The sequence below is a fragment of the Brevundimonas alba genome, from assembly GCF_011927945.1.
Taxonomy (GTDB): Bacteria; Pseudomonadota; Alphaproteobacteria; order Caulobacterales; family Caulobacteraceae; genus Brevundimonas; species Brevundimonas alba.
Genome location: NZ_JAATJM010000001.1, coordinates 1,480,486 through 1,503,711 on the forward strand (window position 1 = coordinate 1,480,486; position 23,226 = coordinate 1,503,711).

General features: G+C 70.4%; 24 protein-coding genes. 8 read left to right on the plus strand and 16 right to left on the minus strand.

Annotation, left to right across the window (positions count from 1 at the left end):
- Positions 1–83: 83 nt before the first annotated feature.
- The 7 genes from GGQ87_RS07355 to GGQ87_RS07385 all read right to left on the minus strand — a co-directional run bounded on the left by GGQ87_RS07355 (position 84) and on the right by GGQ87_RS07385 (position 7,987).
- Complete coding sequence (locus GGQ87_RS07355; RefSeq protein WP_168046096.1) at positions 84–1,445, minus strand: flavodoxin domain-containing protein; 1,362 nt, start codon at positions 1,443–1,445, stop codon at positions 84–86.
- Positions 1,442–2,467, minus strand: a complete 1,026-nt coding sequence (locus GGQ87_RS07360; RefSeq protein WP_342448324.1) for an FAD:protein FMN transferase — start codon at positions 2,465–2,467, stop codon at positions 1,442–1,444. Before GGQ87_RS07360 ends, GGQ87_RS07355 begins: the two co-directional genes overlap by 4 nt.
- A gap of 68 nt (positions 2,468–2,535) precedes the next feature.
- On the minus strand, positions 2,536–3,336 hold the full coding sequence (locus GGQ87_RS07365) for a DUF4198 domain-containing protein (RefSeq protein WP_168046098.1): 801 nt from the start codon (positions 3,334–3,336) through the stop codon (positions 2,536–2,538).
- Positions 3,337–3,348: 12 nt separating this feature from the next.
- Positions 3,349–3,855 (minus strand): DUF2271 domain-containing protein, encoded by a 507-nt coding sequence (locus tag GGQ87_RS07370; protein ID WP_168046100.1) that lies wholly within the window; start codon positions 3,853–3,855, stop codon positions 3,349–3,351.
- Positions 3,856–3,865: 10 nt separating this feature from the next.
- Positions 3,866–4,516, minus strand: a complete 651-nt coding sequence (locus GGQ87_RS07375) for a PepSY-associated TM helix domain-containing protein (RefSeq protein WP_342448325.1) — start codon at positions 4,514–4,516, stop codon at positions 3,866–3,868.
- Between the two features lie 40 nt (positions 4,517–4,556).
- The gene (locus GGQ87_RS07380; RefSeq protein ID WP_168046104.1) at positions 4,557–6,569 is read right to left on the minus strand and encodes a TonB-dependent receptor; all 2,013 of its coding nucleotides are present in this window, start codon (positions 6,567–6,569) and stop codon (positions 4,557–4,559) included.
- Positions 6,566–7,987: a UDP-N-acetylmuramate--L-alanine ligase gene (locus tag GGQ87_RS07385; RefSeq protein WP_168046106.1), complete on the minus strand. Its 1,422-nt coding sequence runs from the start codon at positions 7,985–7,987 to the stop codon at positions 6,566–6,568. Before GGQ87_RS07385 ends, GGQ87_RS07380 begins: the two co-directional genes overlap by 4 nt.
- 66 nt (positions 7,988–8,053) lie before the next feature.
- Here GGQ87_RS07385 and GGQ87_RS07390 point away from each other — a divergent pair, with 66 nt between their 5' ends.
- Complete coding sequence (locus tag GGQ87_RS07390; RefSeq protein WP_168046108.1) at positions 8,054–8,875, plus strand: LD-carboxypeptidase; 822 nt, start codon at positions 8,054–8,056, stop codon at positions 8,873–8,875.
- 57 nt (positions 8,876–8,932) lie between these two features.
- The gene (locus tag GGQ87_RS07395) at positions 8,933–9,880 is read left to right on the plus strand and encodes a retropepsin-like aspartic protease (RefSeq protein WP_168046110.1); all 948 of its coding nucleotides are present in this window, start codon (positions 8,933–8,935) and stop codon (positions 9,878–9,880) included.
- A 6-nt stretch (positions 9,881–9,886) separates the two neighbouring features.
- Here the strand turns inward: GGQ87_RS07395 and ypfJ are convergent, their stop codons facing one another.
- On the minus strand, positions 9,887–10,735 hold the full coding sequence (gene ypfJ, locus GGQ87_RS07400) for a KPN_02809 family neutral zinc metallopeptidase (RefSeq protein WP_168046112.1): 849 nt from the start codon (positions 10,733–10,735) through the stop codon (positions 9,887–9,889).
- 69 nt (positions 10,736–10,804) lie between these two features.
- Positions 10,805–11,191: a hypothetical protein gene (locus GGQ87_RS07405; protein WP_168046114.1), complete on the minus strand. Its 387-nt coding sequence runs from the start codon at positions 11,189–11,191 to the stop codon at positions 10,805–10,807.
- A gap of 107 nt (positions 11,192–11,298) precedes the next feature.
- On the opposite strand from GGQ87_RS07405, the gene GGQ87_RS07410 reads away from it, so the two are divergent.
- On the plus strand, positions 11,299–11,895 hold the full coding sequence (locus GGQ87_RS07410) for a type 1 glutamine amidotransferase domain-containing protein (protein WP_168046116.1): 597 nt from the start codon (positions 11,299–11,301) through the stop codon (positions 11,893–11,895).
- Between the two features lie 11 nt (positions 11,896–11,906).
- Here GGQ87_RS07410 and GGQ87_RS07415 read toward each other — a convergent pair whose 3' ends face one another.
- Positions 11,907–12,551, minus strand: a complete 645-nt coding sequence (locus GGQ87_RS07415) for a class I SAM-dependent methyltransferase (RefSeq protein ID WP_168046118.1) — start codon at positions 12,549–12,551, stop codon at positions 11,907–11,909.
- Positions 12,548–13,483, minus strand: a complete 936-nt coding sequence (locus tag GGQ87_RS07420; RefSeq protein ID WP_168046120.1) for a fatty acid desaturase family protein — start codon at positions 13,481–13,483, stop codon at positions 12,548–12,550. The genes GGQ87_RS07415 and GGQ87_RS07420 overlap by 4 nt, the downstream gene beginning before the upstream one ends.
- Positions 13,484–13,628: 145 nt before the next feature.
- Between GGQ87_RS07420 and GGQ87_RS07425 the strand changes: the two genes are divergently transcribed.
- From GGQ87_RS07425 to GGQ87_RS07435, 3 genes are read left to right on the plus strand one after another with little or no spacing between them, the layout of a single operon-like run.
- Positions 13,629–14,033 carry a hypothetical protein gene (locus GGQ87_RS07425; protein ID WP_168046122.1) on the plus strand — a complete coding sequence of 135 codons (405 nt, stop codon included), beginning with the start codon at positions 13,629–13,631 and terminating at the stop codon, positions 14,031–14,033.
- Positions 14,030–14,227, plus strand: coding sequence for a helix-turn-helix transcriptional regulator (locus tag GGQ87_RS07430; protein WP_168046124.1), 198 nt, complete (start codon positions 14,030–14,032; stop codon positions 14,225–14,227). The genes GGQ87_RS07425 and GGQ87_RS07430 overlap by 4 nt, the downstream gene beginning before the upstream one ends.
- Positions 14,228–14,258: 31 nt before the next feature.
- Complete coding sequence (locus GGQ87_RS07435) at positions 14,259–15,203, plus strand: alpha/beta fold hydrolase (RefSeq protein ID WP_168046125.1); 945 nt, start codon at positions 14,259–14,261, stop codon at positions 15,201–15,203.
- Here the strand turns inward: GGQ87_RS07435 and GGQ87_RS07440 are convergent.
- From GGQ87_RS07440 to GGQ87_RS07460, 5 genes are all read right to left on the minus strand, one after another.
- Positions 15,185–15,679: a hypothetical protein gene (locus tag GGQ87_RS07440; protein ID WP_168046127.1), complete on the minus strand. Its 495-nt coding sequence runs from the start codon at positions 15,677–15,679 to the stop codon at positions 15,185–15,187. The two genes, GGQ87_RS07435 and GGQ87_RS07440, sit on opposite strands and share 19 nt — an antisense overlap.
- Complete coding sequence (locus tag GGQ87_RS07445) at positions 15,679–16,527, minus strand: DUF3298 and DUF4163 domain-containing protein (protein WP_168046129.1); 849 nt, start codon at positions 16,525–16,527, stop codon at positions 15,679–15,681. The genes GGQ87_RS07440 and GGQ87_RS07445 overlap by 1 nt, the downstream gene beginning before the upstream one ends.
- Before the next feature lie 11 nt (positions 16,528–16,538).
- A complete protein-coding gene (locus tag GGQ87_RS07450) occupies positions 16,539–17,546 on the minus strand; it encodes a UbiA family prenyltransferase (protein WP_168046131.1) in 1,008 nt (335 codons plus the stop codon).
- Positions 17,547–18,183: 637 nt separating this feature from the next.
- Positions 18,184–20,130 carry a M1 family metallopeptidase gene (locus GGQ87_RS07455; RefSeq protein WP_168046133.1) on the minus strand — a complete coding sequence of 649 codons (1,947 nt, stop codon included), beginning with the start codon at positions 20,128–20,130 and terminating at the stop codon, positions 18,184–18,186.
- A 65-nt stretch (positions 20,131–20,195) separates the two neighbouring features.
- A complete protein-coding gene (locus GGQ87_RS07460; protein WP_168046135.1) occupies positions 20,196–21,455 on the minus strand; it encodes a multidrug effflux MFS transporter in 1,260 nt (419 codons plus the stop codon).
- A 108-nt stretch (positions 21,456–21,563) separates the two neighbouring features.
- Here GGQ87_RS07460 and arsC point away from each other — a divergent pair, with 108 nt between their 5' ends.
- On the plus strand, positions 21,564–21,965 hold the full coding sequence (gene arsC / locus GGQ87_RS07465; protein ID WP_168046137.1) for an arsenate reductase (glutaredoxin): 402 nt from the start codon (positions 21,564–21,566) through the stop codon (positions 21,963–21,965).
- 60 nt (positions 21,966–22,025) lie between these two features.
- The gene (locus tag GGQ87_RS07470; protein ID WP_245161431.1) at positions 22,026–23,090 is read left to right on the plus strand and encodes a LacI family DNA-binding transcriptional regulator; all 1,065 of its coding nucleotides are present in this window, start codon (positions 22,026–22,028) and stop codon (positions 23,088–23,090) included.
- The last annotated feature ends 136 nt before the right edge of the window (positions 23,091–23,226 follow it).

Below are 23,226 nucleotides of genomic sequence, written 5' to 3' on the forward strand. Positions count from 1 at the left end.
CTGACCACTTCAATCAGCTTGACCATGAAGATCAGGGACGTCTGCCGAGGAGGCCTGAAATTGGCGCGCGCGCGATTGCAGGTTCAGTAGACGTCGCGGCGGTAGCGACCGGTTTCGGTGAGTTCCAGGAGGCGGTCGGTCCCAAGGGCTGACTCGAGCGCGGCATGGACGCCGGTCGACATGCCTTCGAGGCTGCCGCAGACAAGGATGACGGCGCCGCGGCCGACCCAGGACACCAGTTCGTCCGTGTTCTGAGCGATCAGCTGCTGGACGTAGCGGCCGTCCTGGGCGTCGCGCGAGAAGGCGCGGTCGAGGCGGGTCAGGGCGCCGGAGGCGAGCGCCGTCTGAAGCTCGGCGTCGAGGAAGGCGTCATGGGCCGAGGTGCGCTCGCCGAACATCAGCCACACGCCGCCATGGGGCTGGCTCGCGCGGGCTCGCCAATGAGCGCGGAGACCGGCGAGGCCGGTGCCGTTTCCGATCAGGATCAGCGGCGTCTCGGGGGATGGGCCGTGGAAGCCGCGGTTGGTGCGGATGCGCATGGCGACCGGGTCGCCGAGGGCGAGGTCGCGGATCAGCCAGCCGGAAGCGAGGCCGGGCGAGCCGTCGGGGCGGGTCATCAGGCGGACGATGAACTCGACACGGCCGTCCGACGGCAGGGAGGCGACGGAGTATTCCCGGCTGCCGGGCGAGGGGTCGCCCGGCAGGCCGATCTCGGCGATGTCGCCGGCGACCCAGTCGGGCGCGTGATCGACCGGTTCGAACGCCAGCAGCCAGGCCTCGCCGCCGGGACTGCCGGGGTTGAGGTGCGAGCGGGCGGCGAGCCGCCAGCAGTCGTATGCGGGCGGGGTCCAGTCGGCCTGAACGGCGTGGCCGGTGACGACGCCGAGCTGGTGCTGCCAGTGGCGGATGGCGCCGGCGTCGCCGTTGTCGACCTCGATCCGGTTGAACAGGGACGTGGCGCCCGAGCGCTGCAGCCAGCTGTCGAGCGCCCGGCCAAAGCCGCAGAAGTCGGCGTAGGTGCGGTCGCCGAGCGCCAGCAGACCGTAGGAGAGCCCCGACAGGTCGGCGGGGCCGGTCATGTGCTTGCGGGCGAACCACGACATGGCGTCGGGGCCGTCGCCCTCGCCGGTGGTGGAAGCGACGATCAGGACGCGCCCAGCGGCCTTGAGTTCGGCGGGTTCGAGATCGCCGAGCAGGGCCACGCGGGCGGGGACACCGGCGTCGGACAGGCTGGAAGCGGTCATCCAGGCGAGCTCCTCGGCCTGACCGGTCTGGCTGGCGAAGGCGACGAGCAGGCTCGCGTCGTCCGCCGAGGCGAGGGAGGAGGCGCGGAGTGTCGCGGCGCGGCGGGCGCGGGCGCGACTGAGGGCGACCCCGGCGACGATCAGCAGCCAGAGGCCGACGGCCAGGGCGGCCCAGAGCCAGCGGATCGGATCGGCGGTCACGCGCCCTCTTCGAGCATGGCGGAGAAGGCGGGGGTGATGGTCTCGGTGAGGCCGTCCTCGCCGCGCACCACGAAGGCGGCGGCGATGTTCATGGCCTCCGCGAAGGCGAGGCCTTCTTCAGAGCCCATGACGGTCAGGGCCGTGGCCATGGCGTCTGCGTAGATGGCGGTGTCGGCGAGCACTGTGACGGAGGCGACGCCGGTGTCGACCGGACGCCCGGTGCGGCCGTCGAGGGTGTGGCTGTAGGTCTGGCCATAGACTTCGTAGCGGCGAACCCAGTCTCCCGAGGTGGCGACAGCCATGTCGAAGAGTGCGGCGACGGTGCGGGGGGCGGGAGAGCCGGGGGCCTGTTCCAGCTGGACCCACCACGGCTGGCCGTCGGGCTTGACGCCGGCGCCGCGCAGCTCGCCGCCGATCTCCACGAGGTGGTGGGTCGCGCCCATGGCCGTGAGCCGCTCCGACAGCCGGTCGACGGCATGGCCCTTGGCGATGCCGGAGAGGTCGAGCTTGACGCCGCCCAGCTGCTGGACCGCGCGGGCCTCGCGGTTGAGGCGCAGACGGCCCCAGCCGCTGAGGGCGAGGGCGGCGGCGATCTCGTCCTCGAAGGGCACGGTCGGACCCACGCCGAAGGCGTCCAGCGGCCGCGGTCCCGGCGGGCCGAAACCCCACAGATCGACGAGCGCGCCCAAGGTCGGATCGACTGCGCCATTGGTCTCGTCCGCCAGATCGAGGGCGGCGTTGAGCAACGTCCAGAACGGCTCTGATACCGCCCAGAAGCCCGGCGGAGCGGCGTTCAGGCGCGACAGTTCGGAGCGGGGCTCCCAATGGCTGAAGAGCAGGATGATGCGTTTCAGCTCATCCTCGATGGCCGACTGAAAATCGGCGCGGGCGGACCCCGGCGGCGGTGAGAGGCGCACCGCCCAGGTGGTGCCCATGCTCTCGCCGGCGAAGTCCCAGATCAGGTCCGACGGCGGGCGAGAGGGCGCCCTTCCGTGGGCCGGGATCAGCACGCGGTTGTCCACGCGCGGTCCGCCGTCGCCGATCAGGATGGGCGGCGGGGCGGAGCGGTTCGCGGCGGACGGTCCGTCGGTCAGGGCAGGACTTCCATGACCGCGACGTACTGGGCATTCGCGGCGATGGTCTCGCCCTGCGCCGGGGTGCGGACGGTGGCGTTCAGCCAGTACATGCCGGGCTCGGGCCAGGTGACGGTGAAGGCGCCGTCGGCGCCGGTGGTGACCGTCATCTCTTCCGGATTGTCGCGGTAGCGCGTGCCGCCGCGGGCGACGGTGACCTCGACGCCCGACGCTGCAACGCCGTCCATCGACAGTTTGAAGGTGGCCGCTTCGCCCGCGGCCAGATCGTTGGGGTGGGTGACCGGGATCAGCACCAGTCCGCTGGCAGGATTGGTGAAGACGGTGTCGGTCGGGGCGCCGAGGGTGACGAAGGTCTCGACCCGGTTCGACGTGCGGGTGGCGACCACATCGGTGGCGCCCGCCGGGATGGCGCCCGGGAATTCGGCGGCCTGACCGCGCCAGCGCTTCTCTTCGCCATTCTCCCTGTAGGTGGCGTTGATGCCGCTGGAGACATTGGCGACCTTCCAGGTGCCCGGCTGCGTCAGGTGCAGGTCGAAGGACGAGCGGTAGCGGGCGCGGACCATGTTCTCGGGCTGGGCGGTCGAGCCGTCCGGCGCCGTGATGACCAGGCCGGCGAGGTTCATGGCGGCGTGGTCGGGGATGAAGACGCCGTTGGACATGCCGGCGTCGAAGCCGACCCAGGCGTCGGCGCCCGAGAGGACCGTGGAGGTCGGAGCCAGCCATGCGCGGTGGGCCTGGGCCGACATCGGCAGGGCCAGCGTCGCGAGAGCGGCGATAAGAGCGATCGACTTCTTCATGGCGATGATCCTTTAGCGGGTGACGGTGAGGCTGACGGCGCCGAGTTCGGTGGAGCCGGAGGCGCGGGCGGTATTGGCGGCGCCCCAGCGGAAGGGAACGCGGACGACCTCGCGGCCGCCCAGTTCGCGGGCCGCCTCGATGACCACGACATAGTCTCCGGCGGGCAGGCCGGCGAGACGGGCGCCGGGGACCGAGACCGTCTGGCGACCGGGCGCCTTGGTCGCGCTGGAAACGCCGTCGGCGGGCAGGGTCATGGCGCGGCCGCCACGGCGCCACCAGGTGCGCATGTCCTTGAGCCAGTCCTTGCCTTCGGCGACGTTGGAAACCTCGTACCAGACCGCGAGGGTGCGGACCGCCGTGTTGTCGGGCCGCTCGATCCAGACCGCGACATAGGGGCGGTGATAGGCGGCGACGGAGAGGCGGGGAATCTCGACCGAGACGTTCAGGTCGCCGGCAAGGGCCGGCGCGGCGGCGGCGCTTGCCATGGCGGCTGTGGCGGCGAGGGTGAGCTTACGCATGGGGCACTCGTCAGTGAATGAACAGCAGGGCGATGAGGGCGGGGATCAGCAGGCCGAGCCCGAGGAGGGGCCATGTCGAGGGGCGCTGGCGGGCGTGCATCCATGTCAGGCCGAAGCCGGTGACGGCGAAGATCAGGCAGGCGGCGGCGAAGACGTCGATGAACCAGTACCAGACGGGGCCCGTGTTGCGGCCTTTGTGCAGGTCGTTGAGCCAGGCGATCCAGCCGCGGGTCGTGCGCTCGCGCAGGGCCTCGCCGGTGGCCCGGTCGATGGTAAGCCAGCCGTCGCCGCCGGGCTCGGGCAGGGCAATGTAGATCTCTTCGGCTGTGGTCTCGGTGGGGTGCCCGGAGACCTGCACCTTGAAGGCGTCCGAGGCCCAGCGGGCGACGGCGTCGGGAACCGGCTCGGTGGTCTCTTCCGGGAAGGCGGTCAGCCGCTCCAGCAGCGGGGCGGGCACGGCGCCGGTCTGTTCGACCGTGATGGGCTCGGCGGGGATCTGGCGGGCGTGGTTCAGGGTGATGCCGGTGACGGCGAACAGCATCAGGCCGATCAGGCTGAGGGCCGCCGAAATCCAGTGCCACTGATGCAGCTGCTTGAGCCAGAACGAGCGTCTGGCGTTGAGGGCCTTCGGGGGCCGTGCGGGCGTGGCGGCGTCGGTCACCAACGGCTTGTGCCGAACTTGCGAACGGTTTGCAAGAGCGTCAGCGCGTGAGTCTGACGCCGAGGCTGAGGGTGCGGGGCGGGCCGAAGCCGGCGACGCCCGTAGCGGTTTCGGAAACCTCGACCTCGGCATCGAACAGATTGTCGGCGGCGAGCCAGAGCGTGGCCGAGGGCGAGAGGGTCCAGTCGGCGCGGAGATCGACGGTGGCGGCGGGGTCGAGAACCCGGCTGTTGAGGTCGTCCTCGAAGCGGCGGCTCTCCCAGCGGAGGTCGGCGGCGAGGGTCAGGCGGTCGAGGGGGCGCCAGTCGGCGCCGGCGACGGCGCTCCAGATCGGGGCTTGGGCCGGGCGCAGGCCGGTCAGCTGCGGGGCCATGGCGCCGCCGTCCACGCGGGCGTCGGTGGCGGAGAGGGCGGCGCGGAGGGAGAAGGCGTCCGACAGGTCGATGCGGCCGTCGACCTCGATGCCTGTCGCCTCGATCGTCCCGGCGTTCATCCGCTGGCGCAGGACGCCGCCGGCGGGGACGAAGCCGGCGCGGGGGAAGGTGGCCGGGCCGGTGCCGACGGTGACGTTGACGATGGCGTCCTCGACGGAGGTCCAGAAGGCGGTGGCGGTGAGCTCAGCGCGGTCGCCAGTCCATGACCAGCCGGCCTCGACGCCGGTGAGGCGCTCGGGCTCCAGGCCGGCGTTGGCTTCGGTCAGGTCGTTGCCAACCCGGAACGGACGGTGGAGCTCGTTCAGGGTGGCGGGGCGGAAGCCGGAGTAGGCGGCGAGGCGCAGCGCCTGTCCCGAACCGATGTCGCGTCGGGCGGCGAGGCGGGCGCTGACGACCTGACCGGAACGGTCGGGGTCGGTTTCGTCGAGGGTCGGCAAGCCGGTGGCGAGATCGCGTTCGAGACGGCGGCCCTCACTGTTGGACCAGGCGTCGTAGCGGAGGCCGCCGGCGACGAGCCATGCGCCACTGGTCCATGAGCCTTCGCCGTAGACGCCGGCGACGGAGGTCTCGCCGCCGGCGATGCGGTCGCGGGTGAAGGCACCGGACATAAAGCGGAAGCGTTCGCGGGTTTCGCCCTCGCTGAAGCGGGCGTCGGCGCCGAGCTCCCATTCAAGGCGGGCGACGCCGCTGACGACGACGCGGCGGAGGGCGGCGTTGGCGCCCCATCCGGTGGCGGGGGTTTCGTACTGGTCGTTGGCGGGGGTGGTGGAGGCGCGGTCAGCGGAGACGGCGACGGAGCTGTTGGTCAGATCGCTCTCGCGGCGCCACGCCTGCAGCCGCCAGCCGGGACGGTCGGCGCTGGGCGGGAGGGCGGCGGTGGCGGAGAGGGCCGAGCCGCTGGCGGTGGCCCGGGCGCCGGCGAGACCGGAGCCGCGGTCCTCCTCGAAGGCGGAGGCGCGGAGGGACAGGGCGGCCTCGCCCAAGGGGATGTCGGCGCGGAGGGCGGCGGCGCGGACCCCGAGATCGAGAGGGGTATCGGCGGCGCCGGCGTCGGGGCCGCGGATGGGGACGTAGCCGTCGCTGGTTTCATAGAGGCCGGAGGCGACGAGGCGCGCAGGTCCAAGGTTCGCTGCGCCGGATGCGCCGAGGCGGGCGCCGCCGCGCTCTGACAGAGAGGCGTTGAGGACGGAGCCGTCGTCGCGCTCGCGCAGCTGGATCACGCCGGTGAGGGCGCCCGCGCCGTAAGGACCGGCGCCGGAGCCGCGGACGATGTCGAGGCCGGAGAGGCTTTCGGTCGGGACCTGCGACCAGATCACCCAGCCGCCGAACGGATCATTCAGCGGCACGCCGTCGAGGGTGACCAGGGTGCGGCCGGCGCCGGACGGCGCGATGGCGCGCAGGCTGATGCCCTGGGTGGTGGGGTTGGCCGAGAGGCTGGAGGTGCGACGGAACAGGGAGACGGCGGGGACGGAGGCGAGGGCCTCGTCGAGGCGCTGCTGGCCGCGCAGGTCTTCCTCGTCGCGGCGGATGACGGAGAAGGCGGCCTCGCCGGCCGCGGGCGGGAGACGGGCGCCGGTGACGACGACCTCGGGGAGCTGCGGCGGGGCGTCCTGTATCATCCGGCCGAAGCGCGCAGGCGCTCCAGAAGCTCCGCTGCGAAGGTGGAAAGGGTGTCGTCGCGGGCCCCCATGACGACGATCCGGTCGCCGGGGCGGGCGAGGTCGACCAGGCGATCGCCGCAGGCTTCGCGGGTGGGCAGGGCTTCGGCGGAGCGGCCGGCGGCGCGGATGCCCGAAGCGATGTCCTCGCTGCCGACGCTGCGGTCCGTGGTGCCGCCGTAATAGACGGGCTCGGGCATCAGCAGGACGTCGTCGGAGCGGAGCAGGCCGGTGAAGCCGTCGATGAACTCGTGCTTCATCAGCTTCAGCGGGCCGAAGCCGTGGGGCTGGAACAGGATCAGCAGGCGGCCGTCGAAGGCGTGCAGGGTCTTGAGGGTGGCGGCGATCTTGTCGGGGTTATGGGCGAAGTCGTCGATGACGGTGACGCCGGCGGCGGTCCCGACCACCTCCATGCGGCGGCCGATGCCGGAGAAGGTCTCGAGAGCGGCGACGGCGTGATCCAGCGGCACGCCGATGGCCCGGACGGCGCCGAGGGCGGCGAGGGCGTTGGCGACGTTATGCGCGCCAGGGACGTTGAGGGTGACCGGCAGGGTCTGGCCTGAGGCGCGGTCCGTCAGGTCGAAACGCATACCGGTGGGCTGGGGGATCAGGTCGTGGGCGGAGAGGTCGGCGGTCGCATTGCCCAGGGCGAAGGTGACGACCGCGTCGCCGCGTCCGGTCTCGACCATCTGCTGGGCGAGGGCGGCGGTCTCGGGGTTGTCCAGGTTGAGCACGGCCGTGGTGGAGCGGGCGGTGAAGCCGCCGAACAGGTCGCGCAGTTCCTCCATCGACTTGTGGTCGAGCGAGATGTTGGAGACGACGGCGACGGTCGGGTCGTAGCGGGCGATGGAGCCGTCGGACTCGTCGACCTCGGCGACGAACAGGTCGCGGCCGCCGATCAGGGCGCTGGCGAACGGATGGTCGGCGTCGGCGAAATTGCGCATCACCGCGCCGTTCATGACGGTGGGCTCGCGGCCGGCCTGATGCAGGATCCAGGCGATCATGCCGGTGATGGTCGACTTGCCGCTGGTGCCGGCGACCCCGATGGAGGTCGGGGCGGCGTTGAATATCTGGCTGAGCAATCCAGGACGGGAGACGATGCGGGCGCCGGCGCGACGGGCGGCGCCGATGTCGGGGACGGTGTCCTCGATGGCGCCGGTGGCGACGACGGTCTGGGCGGCGCGGGTGACGCCGGAGCCGTCCTGCGGATGCAGGGTGACCCCATGGGCCTCGAGCCAGGCGAATTTCTCGGGCGTGCGGCCCTGGTCGCGGGAGCGGTCGGAGCCTTCGATCCGGCCGCCTTGCGCCTGCACGATCATCGCCAGGGGCAGCATGCCCGAGCCGCCGATGCCGCAGAAGAAATAGTCGTCTTGATTCATGAGGGCGAAACCGGGGAATGTCCGGCGGCCTGACTAGCACGGTCGGGCGGGGAGGCCAGCGGCCAGATGAAGATCGGCATCGTCAACGCCAGTTCGCGCTTCAGTCGGGAGCGGGCCGAGGCCGTCCACGCATGGTTCGCTGCCAATGTGCCGGACGGGTCGATCAAGGTGGTGTTTCACCCGGCCAGCTTCGGCAAGCACGGCCATTTCGGGGGCGACGACGCGAGCCGTGCGGCGGCCTTCGTGGAATACGCCAATGATCCGCGGCTGGACGCGGTGTGGTTCGCGCGCGGTGGATACGGATCGTGCCGGATCGCCGAGGCGGTGCTGCCGCGGCTGACGGAGGTCGCGCGGAAGAAGCGGTATCTGGGCTATTCGGACGCGGGGACCCTGCTGGCCGGGCTCTACAAGGCGGGGTTTCCGCATGTGGCGCACGGGCCGATGGCCTCGGACGCGGTGCGTCATGACGCGACGGCGTGGCGGGCGCTGAACTGGCTGAAGAGCGGCGACAAGGCGTCGTGGGAACCGTCGCTGCATGAGGATGGGCGGCCCGCCGTGGCGTTCAATCTGAGCATTCTGGACGCGTTGACGGGGACGTCGGTCGAGCCGGACCTGACCGGCCACGTGCTGATGCTGGAGGATGTGTCAGAGCCGCTGTACCGGGTCGACCGCATGATGTTCCACCTGACGGGGCAAGCGTCGATCCGGAAGGTGGCGGGCATCAGGCTGGGGCGGGTGTCGGACATCGTCGAGAACGATCCGGACTTCGGCCTGACCCCCGAGGAGATCGTCCGCTACTGGTGCCAGCGGTCGGGCATTCCGTTCCTTGGAGCCGCCGACATCGGCCATGACCGCGAGAACAAGGTGGTGCCGTTCGGGCCTCGATAGGGGCGCGACAGCGGCGACGCTGGCGCCCGGCCATCGGCCGCGCCATGTTCGAGGCGTATGAACCGTCGCAACCTGTTGATCCGGGCCGCAGGACTGGCCGCTGTCGTCGGCGGCGCCTGGTGGGCGCGCGAGACCCTGTTCTGGCCCGCGCCGGACCTGACCTTCGACGCCGGCGGAGCGACGCCGTGGCTGCCCTATGCACGGCGGGCCAATGTGCCGACGATCAAGGTTCAGGTCGGCGGACGCGAGGTGATCGCGCTGATCGACACCGGCGCCCAGTATTCCGTCATCGACCGGGCCCTGGTCGCCGCCCTGCCGCCGCAGCAGCGGGCGCTGTTCGAGATGCCGCTGGTCGCCTACGGCGTCGGCGGCGGGACGCAGATGGGGCGCGGCACGACGGTGAATGTGCGGCTGCCCGGTCTGACGATCGGCAAGCTGAGGGCCGCCATTCTGGATCTGGGGCCGCTGGCGTCGGAAGCCGGACTGAAGACGCCGCTGATCCTCGGTCGCGACGTGCTCGAGCATCTGGTGCTTGCGCTGGATCCGCAGCGTCGGCACGTGCGGCTGATCGCCCGGGAAGCGTTCGTCCGGCCGCCTGATCTCGCCCCCGCCGTGGTGCGGCGTTCGGGCGGCGGGCTGATCGCCCAGGTCACCGTGGAGGGCGTGACGGTGGACGCCATCGTCGACACCGGCGCGTCGTCCCTGCTGGCGCTGGACAAGGCGACCGCGCAGGCAGCTGGGCTGCTCAACGGACGTCCGCAGCAGACCGGCACAAGTCTCGTGCTGGGGGGCGCGATGCAGGCGGCGGTGCTTGAGGCGCGGACGGTAACCTTCGCCGATCACCTGTATCGGCGGGTGCAGGTGGGTGTGTTCGACCAGCCGCCGCTGCCGAATTTCCCGGGCGCCCTGATCGGCATGGAGGCGTTCGCCGGCCGCCGGGTCGCGCTGGACGTCGGCGCGGGCACGCTGCACGTCTCGCAGCCGCTGGATCTGACGGTCGGCTGAGCCGGGTCAGACGGCCGAGAAGGTGTCGCAGGCGGACGGATCGCCGGCCTCGTAGCCGCGACGCAGCCACTCGGTCCGCTGGGCCGAGGAGCCGTGGGTGAAGCCCTCGGGCACGACCCGACCGCCCTGACGACGCTGAAGTGTGTCGTCGCCGATGGCCGAGGCGGTGCGCAGGCCTTCCTCCAGATCGCCGGCTTCCAGCGCCACCGCGCCGTTCGAGGCGGCGGAGGCGTTGCGGGCCCAGACGCCGGCGTAGCAGTCGGCCTGAAGCTCCAGGGCGACGGAGTAGCGGTTGGCTTCGGCCTCGCCCGAGGCGCGCTGCTGGGCGCGTTGAACCTGATCCGAGGTGCCCATCAGGGTCTGGACGTGATGGCCGTATTCGTGGGCGATGACATAGGCGCGCGCGAAATCGGCGGCCGAGGCGCCGAGCTGGCTTTCCATCTGCTGCCAGAAGGACAGGTCGAGATACACGCGGCGATCACTGGGGCAGTAGAAGGGGCCCATGGCGGCCTGACCGAAGCCGCAGCCGGTCTGGGTGCCCTGTTCGTAGATGACGGTGGTGGGCGGGGTGTAGTTCGCCAGCTTCGTCTTCCAGACGTCGTCGACGTTCGTCCCGATCACATCGACGAAGGCGCCGGCCTGATCGGCGGGGCTACCCTGCGTCCCCTGTTGCGCGCTGCCGACGCCGCCGAGCTGGCTGGTGATCTGCTGGGTGGTTTCGGGCGGGACGCCGAAGACGAAATAGCCGATGGCCGCGAGGATCAGGGCGCCGATGCCGCCCCCCGCCATGCCCACGCCGCCCATGCCGCGCCGGTCCTCGATATTACCGCCGCGTCGTCCACCCTGCCAGCGCATGCTCGCTCCCTCGTCCTGTTCAAGCCAAGCCGTAACGCAGGCGACGGTGAAGGGATGCAGAGGGGGAGTCTAGCGCGCGGGCCGGTCCAGCCAGGCGTCGATCTGACCGACGCCGGAGGCCGTGGTGCGGCGGCGTTCGGTGGCGGATTCCCGCAGGGCCCGTTCCTCTTCGGGCGAACGCAGGGCGCGGTAGGGCTGCGGCTGGATCGGCTCGGGCTGGCGGGCGGCCTCGATCTCGAGCCGGTTCAGACGGGTTTCGGTCTGAAGCTGACTGGCGAAGGCCGCGCGCTGGTCGGCCTGGGCCCGCAGGCGGTCCATCTCGTAGCGATGCTGGTCCGCCTGATAGCGGTGGATGTCGACGCCGGGCGCGGTGTAGCGCGGGGCGGTCTGCGCCTGGACCGATGAGGCGGCGAAGGCGGCGCAGGCCAGGGTCAGGGCGATCAGCGGGCGGGTCATGGAGGGAAGATGGTCCCGGAGACGATTGTCGGCAAGCGAGGCCGCAACCCGGGGCGTGCGAGGCGGTTGTTGCGGCGACCTCCCGCTATCCAGAAGGAACCCTCCCCATGGCCCAGACCCTGTCCGGAAAGACCGTCGCCGCACTCGCCACCGATGGCGTCGAGCAGGTCGAGCTGACCGAGCCCGTGAAGGCGCTGAAGGAGGCCGGGGCGACGGTGCACGTCGTGTCGCTGAAGCCCGGTCAGATCCAGGGCTTCAACCATCTGACGCCGGGTGACAAGATCCCCGTCGACAAGGCGCTGTCGGAGACGGACCCTTCCGCCTACGACGCCCTGCTGCTGCCGGGCGGTGTCGCCAATCCGGACCAGCTGCGCGGCAGGGAGGAGGCGGTGAGTTTCGTCCGCGCCTTCTTCGACGCCGGCAAGCCGGTGGCGGCGATCTGCCATGCGCCGTGGCTGCTGGTGGAAGCCGGGGTTGCGGACGGCCGGACCATGACCGGCTATTCGACCATCCGCACCGATCTGAAGAACGCCGGCGCGACGGTGGTGGACGAGGCGGTTGTGGTGGACGACGGACTGGTCACCAGCCGCAACCCCGACGACATCCCCGCCTTCTGCGAAAAGATGATCGAGGAGTTCGCCGAGGGCCGGCACCGGGGACAGGCGCAGGCGGCGGCGGAAAGCTCTCGCCCCGCGGCGAACTGAGGGCCGCGCCGCTAGAGCGTCCAGACGCGGGTGCGTTTGACGGCGGAGTCCTCCAGCTCGCGGGTGGTGGGGACTTCGTATTCGGCCAGCAGCTGGAAGCCTGACTTCGGGAAGTAGGTGCGCAGGGGATCGCCGACGAGGATGCGGGTTCCCCGTGCGGTGGCGGCGGTGAGCCACGCCAGCACCCGCTCGGCCATCGGCTTTTCGTAAAACACGTCGCCGGCGCAGATGACGTCGACCTCGGGCGGCGGGGCGTCGAGCAGGTCGTCCGCGGTGAAGGCCAGGGCGACGCCGTTTCCTTCGGCGTTCAGCGCGACGGCGGCGCCGCAGAAGGGATCGATGTCGGCGCACAGGGTCGAGGCGGCTCCCGCCTTCATCGCCGCGACGCCCACGAGGCCGGAGCCTGCGGCGAAGTCGAGCACACGCTTGCCTGCCACTTCGTGCGGATTGTCGAGCAGCCAGCGGGCGAGTCCCTGACCCCCGGCCCAGGCGAAGGCCCAGAACGGCGGCGGCAGGCCCATCTCACCGAGCTCCTCCTCGGTCAGCCGCCAGATCGGGGTGATCTCGTCGGCGAGCCAGAGGGAAATCTCCGGCGCGTGAGGCGTCGGCTGAAGGCGGGTGTTGGCGAGGATGAAGGCGGCGGGGTCAGCGATCACGTGCGGCCGCTGGCTGACCGAAGGACGTCGACATAGCCGGCGGCGACCTCCATCCTCTCGCCCTGCGGTTTGGTCCGGACGGCGCGGTGGAGGGCGGGGAGCTTCCAGCAGGGGACGTGCATGAACAGGTGGTGCTCGGCGTGGAAATTGACCCAGTAGGGAGCGATCAGGGCGCGCTCCCACCAGGAGGCGCGGGTGGTGCGGGCGGCGCGGAAGGGGTCTTCGGCCGAGCCCTCGACACAGGCGTGTTCAGCGATGTTGCGCAGACGGGTGACCATGGGGAACCAGGTCGCCAGCGGCAGCAGCCATAGAGCGAAATACGCCCACCAGACGCCGGCGAGGATGGCGGCGAGCAGCAGGGCGGCGTTGACCAGCAGGAAGGGCAGCACGGAGCGGCCGGTGACGACAGCCCCCTCGGCGAGGTCTTCCTCGCGGCGACTTGAGAAAGCCTTGAGCGCGAACAGCACGCGCTGTTTGAAGAAGGTCTGGCCGGTCAGGTCGCGGACGATCTTGCGGTGCAGTGAGGCGCGGGTGACCGGGAAGGGGGCGGAGAGGACGAGGTCCGGATCCTCGGCCTGCTGGGCGTATTTGTGGTGGCTGAGGTGGTAGGGCCGGTAGAGGGCGAGCGAGGCGCCGACCGGCACGGCGCAGAGCCAGTGGCCAAGGGCGTCGTTCAGACGGGCCTTCGGCGACAGGCCGCCGTGGGCCGCCTCGTGCATCAGGATGGCGAGGCCTAGCTGGCGCGTGCCGATGACGGCGACGCAGAGCGGGATCAGGACCGGCCAGATCACGCCGATGGCGGCCGCCAGCAGGATGACGCCCCAGCAGTGCAGGACCAGCAGGGGGCCGGCCCAGGCGGCGCGCGTCTGGAACGGCGCCCACTCGTCGGGGGTGAATAGGTCCGTCGGACGGGCGCGGGGAGCGGCGGGCATAGAGTGGAGGATACGCCGCCTCGCAGGCCTCTGGAAGGCGACTCGGCCCGGCGAAGGAGTGTCAGGCTGAGCTGACGGAAAGTCAGGTTGACACGACACGACGCTAGTGTAAGGTAAGCATGACATCACGTCAGGAGGACTTGTCATGTTGGCCATGGCCAGAAACAGCACCCCGGCCCATCAGCGCTACGTCGTGCGGACGATGGCCTTCATGAGCGGCTATGTGGCGATTAACGTGGCGGCCATCTTCGGCGCGTTCGACGACATATCGTCGCCCGTGGCGGCCTGGGCCCTGGCGCTGGCGGTCTCCGCACCGGTGATCGGACAGATCTGGGCGACGCTGTCGCTGTTGCGGGAGTCGGACGAGTTCGTGCGGGCCGTGACGGCCAAGCAGTTCATTCTGGCTGCGGGCATGGCCATGGCCATCGCCAGCGTCTGGGGGTTCGGCGAGAGCTACGCCGACGCCTACCACCTGCCGGCCTGGATCATCTATCCGCTGTTCTGGGCCTGCTTCGGCCTGACGGCACCGTTCGTGAGGAACAGCCGATGAAGAACCGGCTGAAACTGCTCCGCGTCGAGCGGGACTGGACGCAGGGACAACTGGGCGAGGCGCTGGGTGTCTCACGGCAGGCCGTGAATGCGCTGGAGACCGAGAAGCACGACCCGTCGCTGGACCTCGCCTTCCGCATAGCCGTGCTGTTCGGGCGGCCGGTCGAGGACATCTTCGAAAACCCGCACGCCTGACGGCTTCAGGCGCTTTCAAAGGAAACTTCCCATGCTGCATCTCCGTCACTTCGTGGCGCGCTCGACCCTGCGCGCATTGTGCCTGGCCTCTGCGTCAGTTTTGGTCGCAGGCGTCGCGGTTCTGGCCGTGAGGGCCGAGGCCGCGCCGGTTGCGGCGGTCGCCCAGACCGCCTTCGTGTCCGACCGTCTCTCGGTCGAGGTGGTGGGTCAGGGTCCGGATGTCGTCCTGATCCCCGGCTTCGCCTCGTCGCGGGAGGTGTGGCGGGCCGAGGCGAACCGGCTGGCGGCCACGCACCGGGTGCACCTGGTCCAGCTGGCCGGGTTCGCGGGCGAGCCGTGGACGCATGGCGACGGCCCCTATGTCGCGCCGATGGTCGAGGAACTGGCGCGCTACGTCCGCCAGGCGGGACTGGAGCGGCCGGCGGTGATCGGTCATTCGATGGGCGGGCTGACGGGGGTGCTGCTGGCGCAGGGGCATCCGGAGCTGGTCGGCAAGGTGATGAGCGTCGACAGTCTGCCGTTCTTCAGCGCCATGTTCGGGCCGCAGGTGACGGCGGAGGCGGCGCGGCCGTTCGCCGATCAGGCGGCGGCGGGCATCCTGTCGGCGGACGAGGCGGGCTTCCGGGCGCAGCAGACCCAGACCGCGGTCGGACTGATCCGCGATCCGGCGACGCGGGAGGCCATGGTCGAATGGTCGATGGCCTCCGACCGGCACGGCATGGCGGCGGCGATCCGCGACGTGATGACCACCGACGCGAGGCCGGGTCTGGTGGCGATGACGACGCCGGTCTGGGCCATCTACGCCTCGGATGCCGACGGCGGCGCGCCGGCGGCCATGGCGGACGCCCTGTGGTCGCGCGAATACGCCCCGCTGCCGGGGGTGAAGCTGTTCCGCGTCGACGGCAGCCGGCACTTCATCATGGCGGACCAGCCGGCGCGGTTCGCCGAACTGGTGGATCAGTTCCTGGCGGACTGACCCAGACCGGCCAGACCGGCGTTGCCGGGCAGGCGGCAGGCGGACACGACGCGCTGGCGCCGCCCCGCCTGTCCCTCGTCGGGAGCCAGATCGAGGCAGTCGACCACCTGCATCGGATCGGTGTCGGCGATGATGACCCCGCCGCCCTCGACACAATCGATCTCGAGCAGCGGACCGCCGTCACGTGTGCGGCCGATCACGGCGGCCTCAGCCACCGTGCAGAGCAGTCCGGCGCGGCCGACGGCGGCGGCGGCCTGCTCGCGCGCCGCGGCGTTCGAGTCGGGCGAGGCAGAGCCGTTGCGGCCGTGGTTCATCGCTTCGCGGGAGGCGGCCATGCGGCTGGGCGTCTCGGCCGTGACCCCGAACTGCCCCGGGGTGTAGATGCGGACGCCCTCCGGCGCGCGAGGGGCGGTCTGCGACCAGGCCGGACCGGCCGCTGCGAGTGCGGCGACGAGCAGGGGGAGGATGATGCGCATCAGATCACCTGCGACGGCGAGGGCGTGACGTCGCCGGCCTTGAGCAGCTCCCCGCCGAACTCACCAGCATAGGCGGTGGCGAGCAGGGAGCGGAACAGGGTTGCCGGAATGGCGATCTCGTAGGCCCCCTCGACATAGGGTCCGGCCTGATAGGGGCCGACCAGGAAGGTCAGGCCGCCGGCCTTGCCCTGCACCGTGCCGGAGGCGAGCACGAAGGGCGTGGTGGCGATGCGGGGGCAGGCGAAGGGCTTGCTCTCGAAGGTGATCGAGGCGCCATCCGGGACGCGGGTGCGCTTGGCGGTGTTCAGGGCCGAGCAAAGGGCCTGATCGAGGACGGTCAGGTCCGCGCCTTTGCGGAACAGGTCCGCGAGGCCGATCTGCCGCTTCAGCGCCTTGTCCCAGAGGATGCCGCTGGTCAGGGTGTTGGGGTGCGCTCCGCCGGAATAGTCGAGCGAGGACCGCTTCAGGCTGAACAGCTTGCCGGTCTCGGCGGCCGCCGTGATGGTGACGGTGTTCTCGTATTTGGGCTGGTCCGGGTCGGCGCCGCCTTCGGTGCGGTCGCTCTGGGCCCCGTCGAGATACTGGCGCAGCTTGCGGACCTCCTCGGCGTAAAGGCGGGCGTGCAGATCGGGCTGGGCCTTGATCGCTTCCGGCAGGGTCAGCTTGACGTCGGCATAGGGGGTCTTTTCCTCGAAGCCGCCGGGGGCCGCGGCGTCGGCGAGGGTGATCTCGGCGTTGGACCCCTGTTTCGCGGCGGCGGCCTTGGCCGGATCGCGGTCGCGGTTGCAAGCGGACAGGGTGGTCGCGGCGAGGGCTGTCAGGAGCAGCAGTCGGAGGGGGGAGGTCATGCGGATGTCCTTCACAGCGGAAGCTGAACCGAGCCGAGAATGATGGCGAGAAGCAGGATGAAGCCGGCGTCCCTGTTCGAGCGGAACAGGCGCAGGGCGAGGGCGGGATCGTCGGGGCGCACGTCGCGGGTCTGGCGGAAGAGGTGGGCGGCCCAGGGCAGGAGGGCGACGTAGAAGACCGGGCCGAGGCTGGCGGTCAGGCCGGCGAGGACGGTGAGGAGGACGGTGGCGAGATAGAAGAGGCCGACGCCGCGGCGGACGTTGGCGCCAAGCCGGCGGGCGGAGGATTTCACCCCGACCACGGCGTCGTCCTCGATGTCCTGCAGGGCGTAGATGGTGTCGTAGCCGAGGGTCCAGAACACGCCGCCGAGGTAGAGGAGGAGGGCGGGGATGCAGAGCAGCACCGGCGAAATGAAGGCCACATTGGTTGTGCCGGTTTCGACAACGCCAGCGACCGTCATGAGCACGCTGCTCCCGAACAGCGCCGCTGCGAAGCCCATGAGGGCGCCCCAGTTGAAGGTCAGCCCGAGCCAGGCCTGGGGCCACCAGGTGATGCGCTTCATGAAGGGGTAGGCCGCGACGAGGGCGAGGGAGGCGACGCCGAGCAGGACGGCGACCAGATTGAGGGTCAGAAGGATCAGCAGGCTGACGAGACTGCAGCCGATCAGGAAGGCCCAGGCCTGTTTGACGCTGATCCGGCCGGAGGGGATGGGGCGCAGGGCGGTGCGCGCGACCTTCGCATCGATGTCTCGGTCGACGATGTCGTTGAAGGCGCAGCCGGCGGCGCGCATCAGGCAGGCGCCGAGGGCGAAGCCGACGAGCAGCCAGAGGTCATAGAGGTCAGGCGTCTTGCGATACTGACTGAGCGCGAGGGCGATGCCCTGCCAGCCGGGGAGAAGCAGGAGCCAGATGCCGATCGGCCGGTCGAAGCGGCCGAGCTTGAGCCACGGCTTCAGGCCTTCCGGCGCATGACGGTCCACCCAGTTCGATCCGGCGTCGGGAAGGGGGGCGGAGGTCATGGCCAAGGTGTAGCGGGTTCCGGGGGCGGGGGTGAAGGGACAAGCACGGGTTTTCGCCGCTTCGGCTGAAGCGGTGAGCGGGAGGCGTGCGGAGCGCCGGGCCTGCGCCCGGAGAAGAAGAGTTGATTACCGTTTCGACGCAGTCAGACGCTCCGCGCGGAGATTGTTCGGAAGCTTGCGTCGGGTGGCGGTGTTATCGCCTTACCGCAGCGCCTCCGGCGGGCGGGTCGGCCTTGCGCAGCCGAGCCCCGGACCGGACGAGTATCCCCCTCGCCCCTGGACCCGCTTCTCCACATCCCGCCGCCAAAGGACGCAAGGCCTCTGCGCCTCCCCTGCGACGGGACGGGAGGAGTATGCGCCGGCGCTCTCCTATGGCGCGTTCGTGACGCTGGGAAAGTGGTGAAAGCACTCGATTACAGCGTGTTGGCTGTTCAAAGTATGGAGACAGAGGCCGGATTTGCAGCGCAGCAATCTCTTCCTTCTCCCCTCGAGGGAGAAGGTGGGCCGGAGGCCCGGATGAGGGGGCTTTGTCCTTCAGTCGCGCTGCGTGACGATCAGCGGCTTTCCGGATGCGTGAGTGTCTCACCCCTCATCCGCCCCTCCGGGGCACCTTCTCCCGCAAGGGGAGAAGGGAGGCTTAGTTCGGCCGTCCCACCACCGCATCGACGGAGTTGGTGGTGACCGGGTGGTAGCCGGGGCGGGCCTGGGCGTAGATGCGGCGGGCGATGGGGCGGCCCCAGTCGCCTTCGGCCCAGAGGCTGGTGAACAGGGGCAGGACGAATTTGCGGCGGCCCTGGGTGGTGAGGAAATGCTCCAGCGTCGGCAGGGCCGGCTGGTAGCGGTGGGCTACGGCGATCTGGAGCCAGGCGAAGACCAGTTCCGAATTGCCTTCCTCGCGCAGGTTCAGGGACGCCTCCAGATCGGCGAGCTGGGCGTCGGTGAGCCAGTCGGCGCCTGCGCGCAGACCCTCGGGACGCCAGGCCAGGAAGCGCTGGCGCTCCTGCGTCGACCAGCCCGACCACGGGATGGCCGAGGCCGGTCCCTTGTCGGCGTAGAAGGCGCGGGCGGCGGCGTCGACCGGGACGAAGGCGGTGGAGACCGGCGGCACCCAGTTGGACGGCATGCCCGGCTGGTAGATCCAGGCGTCCATCATGAGCTGGTCCTCGAGGGCCTGCGTCGTGACGAGGTGGGCGCGGATGTCCTCGAGGAAGCGTTCGGTGGTCATCGGGCGGAAGGCGTTGCGCTCGAAATAGCCCTTGAGCCAGGCGTCGAACTTCTCGCGGCCGACGATGCGTTCGATGGTGCGCAGGAAGGCGGCGCCCTTTTCATAGGCGATGTCGGTCAGGCCTTCGTCGGGGTCGCGGCCGTCGAGATTGATCTTCAGCTTCGTGTCGGCGGCGGGCAGGTCGGCGAGGGTCGACTGCAGGTCGCCCCAGCCGAGCGACTGGAGCATCAGGGCCCGGTCTCGGCCGTAGAGCCGCTCCATGATCCGGTTCTCGAAATAGACGGTGAAGCCCTCGTTGAGCCAGAAGTCGGACCAGGTGGCGTTGGTGACCAGATTGCCCGACCAGCTGTGCGCCAGCTCATGCGCGACGAGCGAGACCAGCGACTGGTCGCCGGCGACGATGGTCGGGGTGGCGAAGGTCAGGCGCGGATTCTCCATCCCGCCGAACGGGAAGGAGGGCGGCAGGACGAGCAGGTCGTAGCGGCCCCAGCGATAGGGGCCGTAGAGCTGCTCGGCGGCGTCGACCATGCCGGCGGTCGGCGTCAGTTCGTCATGGGCGGCGCGCAGCATCGACGGCTCGGTCCAGACGCCGGTGCGCTCGTCGATGGACTGGAAGGCGACGTCGCCGACGCCGACCGCGATCAGATAGGGCGGGACCGGATTGGTCATGCGGAAGCGCCATGCCGTCTGGCCGCCCGAGGCGGGCTCGGCGCCGCCAACGGACTCGGCGCTCATCACCACCTTGAGGTCGGACGGCGCGACGATGCGGGCGTCCCAGGTCTGACGGATGCCGGGGCTGTCCTGGGTCGGAACCCAAGTGCGGGTCAGGATCGCCTGGCCCTGGCTGAACATATAGGGCTTCTGGCCGCCGGCGGTCTGGGCTGGAGTGAGCCACTGGAGGGCGGCGGCGTCGGGACGGGTGGCGTAGCGGATGACGATGCGACGCTGTTCGCCCGGGGCGAAGGCGGGGAAGCGGATGGTCAGCGGCTGGCCGAGGATCGGGTCATTGGGGCCGGTCTCGAACTGGAGCGGCTGGCCCTGGCCGTCGCGGACGTCCTGGATGTCGAGGTTGCGGACGTCGAGGACGATCTCGTTGGCGCCGGGCTCGGCGGTGATGTCGAGGGCGGCCGTTCCGGAGAGGGTCTTCGACTGGAAGTCGGCGGTCAGGTCGAGGGCGACGTGCTTCACCCGCGCGATCTCGGGCCGGGCGTAGGAGTGGATGTCGCGGACATAGTCGACCGCGGTCATGGCCGAGGCAGGCACGGGCGGCATGTCCGATCCGGACGTGTTCATGGCGGCGCAGCCTCCGAGAGCGGCGGCGAGGGCGAGGGCGGATACGAGGCCGATCTTGCGGATCATCGGGGCGTCCTTTGCGAGTGTGCGCGGAGAACGCCTCGGCGGGCCGGAAAGATCAACCCCCCGGATCAGCTTACGGTCGCGACCGGCTGGAGGTTCCGCGCCTTGAACAGTCGACCGCGCTCCGCGACCAGCACGAAGACGAGGGCGGCGAGGCCCATGGTCATCATGCCGAGGGCCATGGGCGCGACCGAGCCGTTGAACTGCTGGCCGATCAGGAAGCCGAGCGTCGAGCCGATGGTGGTCGAGACAAAGCCTTGGGCCGAAGAGGCGGTGCCGGCGATATGGCCCATCGGCTCCATGGCCATGGAGCCGAAATTGCCGGCGATCAGGCCGAAGCAGAACATGGTCAGGCCCTGCAGGACGGCGAAGGTCCAGATGGTCTCATAGCCGCTGAGGGTCACGGCCGAATGGATGGCGGCCATGGTGATGAAGCCGAGCAGGGCCGAGTGGGAGATCAGCCGCGAGCCGAGCTTCTCGACCAGCCGGGCGTTCAGCAGTGAGGCGACGGCGATGCCGCCGGCCACCATGGCGAAGACGGTTGTGAACAGCCGGGGGGCTTCGAACACGTCGTAGAAGATCTGCTGGCTGGAGTTGATGAAGCCGAACAGCGCCCCGGTGATGCAGGTCATGGCGAGGGTGTAGCCAATGGACTGGCGGTTGGTGACGGCCTGACGGAAGGCGGAGACGATGCGGCCGACCTGGATCGGCATGCGGTCCTCGGCGTGCAGGGTCTCGGGCAGGCGGATGGCGGCCCACAGCATGAAGGCGCCGCCGGCCAGGGCGAGGACGCCGAAGATCCACGGCCAGGGGGCGACGGTCAGGATCAGCTGGCCCAGCGTCGGGGCGATGATCGGAATGCCGAGGAAGACGAGGAAGCTCAGCGACATCACGCGGGCCATGGTCCGGCCGCTGTAGCGGTCGCGCACGATGGAGACGGCCAGTACGCGCAGGGCCGCGGCGCCGAGGCCGGTGCCGACGCGGGCGGCGATCAGCAGCTCGAAGCTCGCAGCGAAGGCGGCGAGGACGCTGAACAGGACATAGAGCGACAGGCCGATCATCAGCACCGGCTTGCGGCCGTAGCGGTCGGCGAGGGGGCCGTAGATCAGCTGGGCCACGCCGAAGCCGAGCAGATAGGCGGTGATGATCCACTGCCGGCTGTTCTCGGACACGACGTTCAGGGCCTCGCCGATGGCGGGCAGGGCCGGCAGCATGGCGTCAATGGCGAGGGCGTTGAGCGCCATCATCATGGCGATCAGGGCGACGAACTCGGGGAAGCCGGGGCCTTTGACGACGGGAGCGGGCGCGGGAGAGGCGGGGGAGGTCATCCGGGGCCAGATGCGGACGCAGGGCCGCCGACGCAACCACCGGGCCTTGAAATAGCGGCGGCGAAACGTGAAGTGAGCCCGTCCCGGCGCACCTTGGCAGAGCGAACCATGAGCGACTTTCCCGTCACCGTTTTTCACAACCCCGCCTGCGGCACCTCGCGCAACGTGCTGGGGATGGTCGAGGCGGCGGGCTACCGGCCCGAGGTAGTGGAGTATCTGAAGGCCGGCTGGGACGCGGGGCAGCTTAGGGCGCTGTTCGAACGGGCGGGGCTGACGCCGCGCGAGGCGCTGCGCGGGAAGGAGCCTCTGGCGGTGGAACTGGGGCTGTTGGAGGCGGGCGACGACGCCATCCTCAGCGCCATGGCCGAGCACCCTGTGCTGGTGAACCGGCCGATCGTCAGCACGCCGAAGGGCGCGGCCCTGTGCCGGCCGTCGGAGCGGGTGCTGGACCTGCTGGACCGGACACCGGAGACCTTCGTCAAGGAAGGCGGCGAGGTCGTGCGGGGCTGACAAGCGCCGCGTTGCCATGCCGCCCGACAGATGCGAAGGCGGGGTGACGGGCGTGGCGGGATGAGCGGAATGGCGGCGGGTGTGACGATCTATGACGTGGCGGCCCGGGCGGGCGTCTCGATCAAGTCGGTGTCACGCGTGCTGAACGGCGAGGCCAATGTCAGCCCGGCCCTGCGCGAGAGCGTCAACACGGCGGTGGCGGAGCTGGGCTATCGCCGGAACCTGTCGGCGCGGTCGCTGGCGGGGTCGTCGTCCTCGATCATCATCGCCATGGTCGACGAGGCCCTGACCATCGAGCATTGGCGCAGCGGGCGCGGCAACGACTATCTGAGCCGGCTGGAGCTGGGCCTGCTGATGGAGTGCCGGCAGGCGGACTATTATCTGATGGTCGAGCTGGTGGATTACGGGGCCGCGACTCTCCGGCGCGACCTGTCGGCCATGCTGGCGGCGATCCGGCCCGAGGGGGTGGTGCTGACGCCGCCGAACTCGGATCACCCGGTGGTGCTGGATGTGCTGGACGAGGCGGGCGTGGCCTATGCGCGGATCGGCCCGGAGCGGGATCTGGACCGCGGCGTGCGCATCCGCATGGATGAGCGGCAGGCGGCGGAGGACATCACCCGCCATCTGATCGAACTGGGGCACCGGCGGCTGGCGCATATCGCGGGGCCGTCGGCCTATTCGGCGAGCCGGCTGCGGCGCGAGGGGTTCGAGGCGGCGCTGCGCAAGCACGGGCTGGCGGTGGACGAGAGCCTGATCCTCGAGGGGGATTTCACCTTCCAGTCCGGGCTGCAGGGCGTGGAGCGGCTGCTGGCCCTGGCGGAGCGGCCGACCGCGGTTTTCGCGGCCAATGACGACATGGCGCTGGGAGCGTTGCAGGGCGCGGCGGCGGCGGGACTGAGCGTGCCGGGCGCGCTGTCCGTCGCGGGTTTCGACGACACGCCGAGCGCCCTGTTCAGCACCCCGGCGCTCACGACGATCCGTCAGCCGGTGGCCGAGATGGCGGCGGCGGCGGCGCGGCGGCTGGTGCCGACGCTGCGGGGGGAGATGCCCCGGTCAAGCGATCTGAACGAAGAGACGGTGCCGTATCAGCTGATGGTGCGGGGTTCGACCGGCCCGCTGGCCTGACGATCAGGCTGCGGGTTGACAGCGCTGTCAAACGGGGGCGCTATAGTCGGGCGAGGCGGCGTTTTCGTCTGGCGGACTTCCTGAGCGACCTGTCCGCGGCGGCTCACCCTGCCGCGGATTTTTTCCTGTAGAGGCA

What these genes read in the sequence shown, in the direction of transcription:
- GGQ87_RS07455 (WP_168046133.1), bottom strand. Translation starts at nt 20,130, where the DNA reads ATGATCCGCAAGATCGGCCTCGTATCCGCCCTCGCCCTCGCCGCCGCT.
- GGQ87_RS07460 (WP_168046135.1), bottom strand. Translation starts at nt 21,455, where the DNA reads ATGACCTCCCCCGCCTCTCCCGCGCCCGCTCCCGTCGTCAAAGGCCCC.
- GGQ87_RS07435 (WP_168046125.1), top strand. Translation starts at nt 14,259, where the DNA reads ATGCTGCATCTCCGTCACTTCGTGGCGCGCTCGACCCTGCGCGCATTG.
- GGQ87_RS07385 (WP_168046106.1), bottom strand. Translation starts at nt 7,987, where the DNA reads ATGAATCAAGACGACTATTTCTTCTGCGGCATCGGCGGCTCGGGCATG.
- GGQ87_RS07425 (WP_168046122.1), top strand. Translation starts at nt 13,629, where the DNA reads ATGTTGGCCATGGCCAGAAACAGCACCCCGGCCCATCAGCGCTACGTC.
- arsC (WP_168046137.1), top strand. Translation starts at nt 21,564, where the DNA reads ATGAGCGACTTTCCCGTCACCGTTTTTCACAACCCCGCCTGCGGCACC.
- GGQ87_RS07470 (WP_245161431.1), top strand. Translation starts at nt 22,026, where the DNA reads ATGAGCGGAATGGCGGCGGGTGTGACGATCTATGACGTGGCGGCCCGG.
- GGQ87_RS07430 (WP_168046124.1), top strand. Translation starts at nt 14,030, where the DNA reads ATGAAGAACCGGCTGAAACTGCTCCGCGTCGAGCGGGACTGGACGCAG.
- GGQ87_RS07390 (WP_168046108.1), top strand. Translation starts at nt 8,054, where the DNA reads ATGAAGATCGGCATCGTCAACGCCAGTTCGCGCTTCAGTCGGGAGCGG.
- GGQ87_RS07365 (WP_168046098.1), bottom strand. Translation starts at nt 3,336, where the DNA reads ATGAAGAAGTCGATCGCTCTTATCGCCGCTCTCGCGACGCTGGCCCTG.
- GGQ87_RS07450 (WP_168046131.1), bottom strand. Translation starts at nt 17,546, where the DNA reads ATGACCTCCGCCCCCCTTCCCGACGCCGGATCGAACTGGGTGGACCGT.
- GGQ87_RS07395 (WP_168046110.1), top strand. Translation starts at nt 8,933, where the DNA reads ATGAACCGTCGCAACCTGTTGATCCGGGCCGCAGGACTGGCCGCTGTC.
- GGQ87_RS07410 (WP_168046116.1), top strand. Translation starts at nt 11,299, where the DNA reads ATGGCCCAGACCCTGTCCGGAAAGACCGTCGCCGCACTCGCCACCGAT.
- GGQ87_RS07445 (WP_168046129.1), bottom strand. Translation starts at nt 16,527, where the DNA reads ATGACCTCCCCCCTCCGACTGCTGCTCCTGACAGCCCTCGCCGCGACC.
- GGQ87_RS07370 (WP_168046100.1), bottom strand. Translation starts at nt 3,855, where the DNA reads ATGCGTAAGCTCACCCTCGCCGCCACAGCCGCCATGGCAAGCGCCGCC.
- GGQ87_RS07405 (WP_168046114.1), bottom strand. Translation starts at nt 11,191, where the DNA reads ATGACCCGCCCGCTGATCGCCCTGACCCTGGCCTGCGCCGCCTTCGCC.
- ypfJ (WP_168046112.1), bottom strand. Translation starts at nt 10,735, where the DNA reads ATGCGCTGGCAGGGTGGACGACGCGGCGGTAATATCGAGGACCGGCGC.
- GGQ87_RS07380 (WP_168046104.1), bottom strand. Translation starts at nt 6,569, where the DNA reads ATGATACAGGACGCCCCGCCGCAGCTCCCCGAGGTCGTCGTCACCGGC.
- GGQ87_RS07420 (WP_168046120.1), bottom strand. Translation starts at nt 13,483, where the DNA reads ATGCCCGCCGCTCCCCGCGCCCGTCCGACGGACCTATTCACCCCCGAC.
- GGQ87_RS07440 (WP_168046127.1), bottom strand. Translation starts at nt 15,679, where the DNA reads ATGCGCATCATCCTCCCCCTGCTCGTCGCCGCACTCGCAGCGGCCGGT.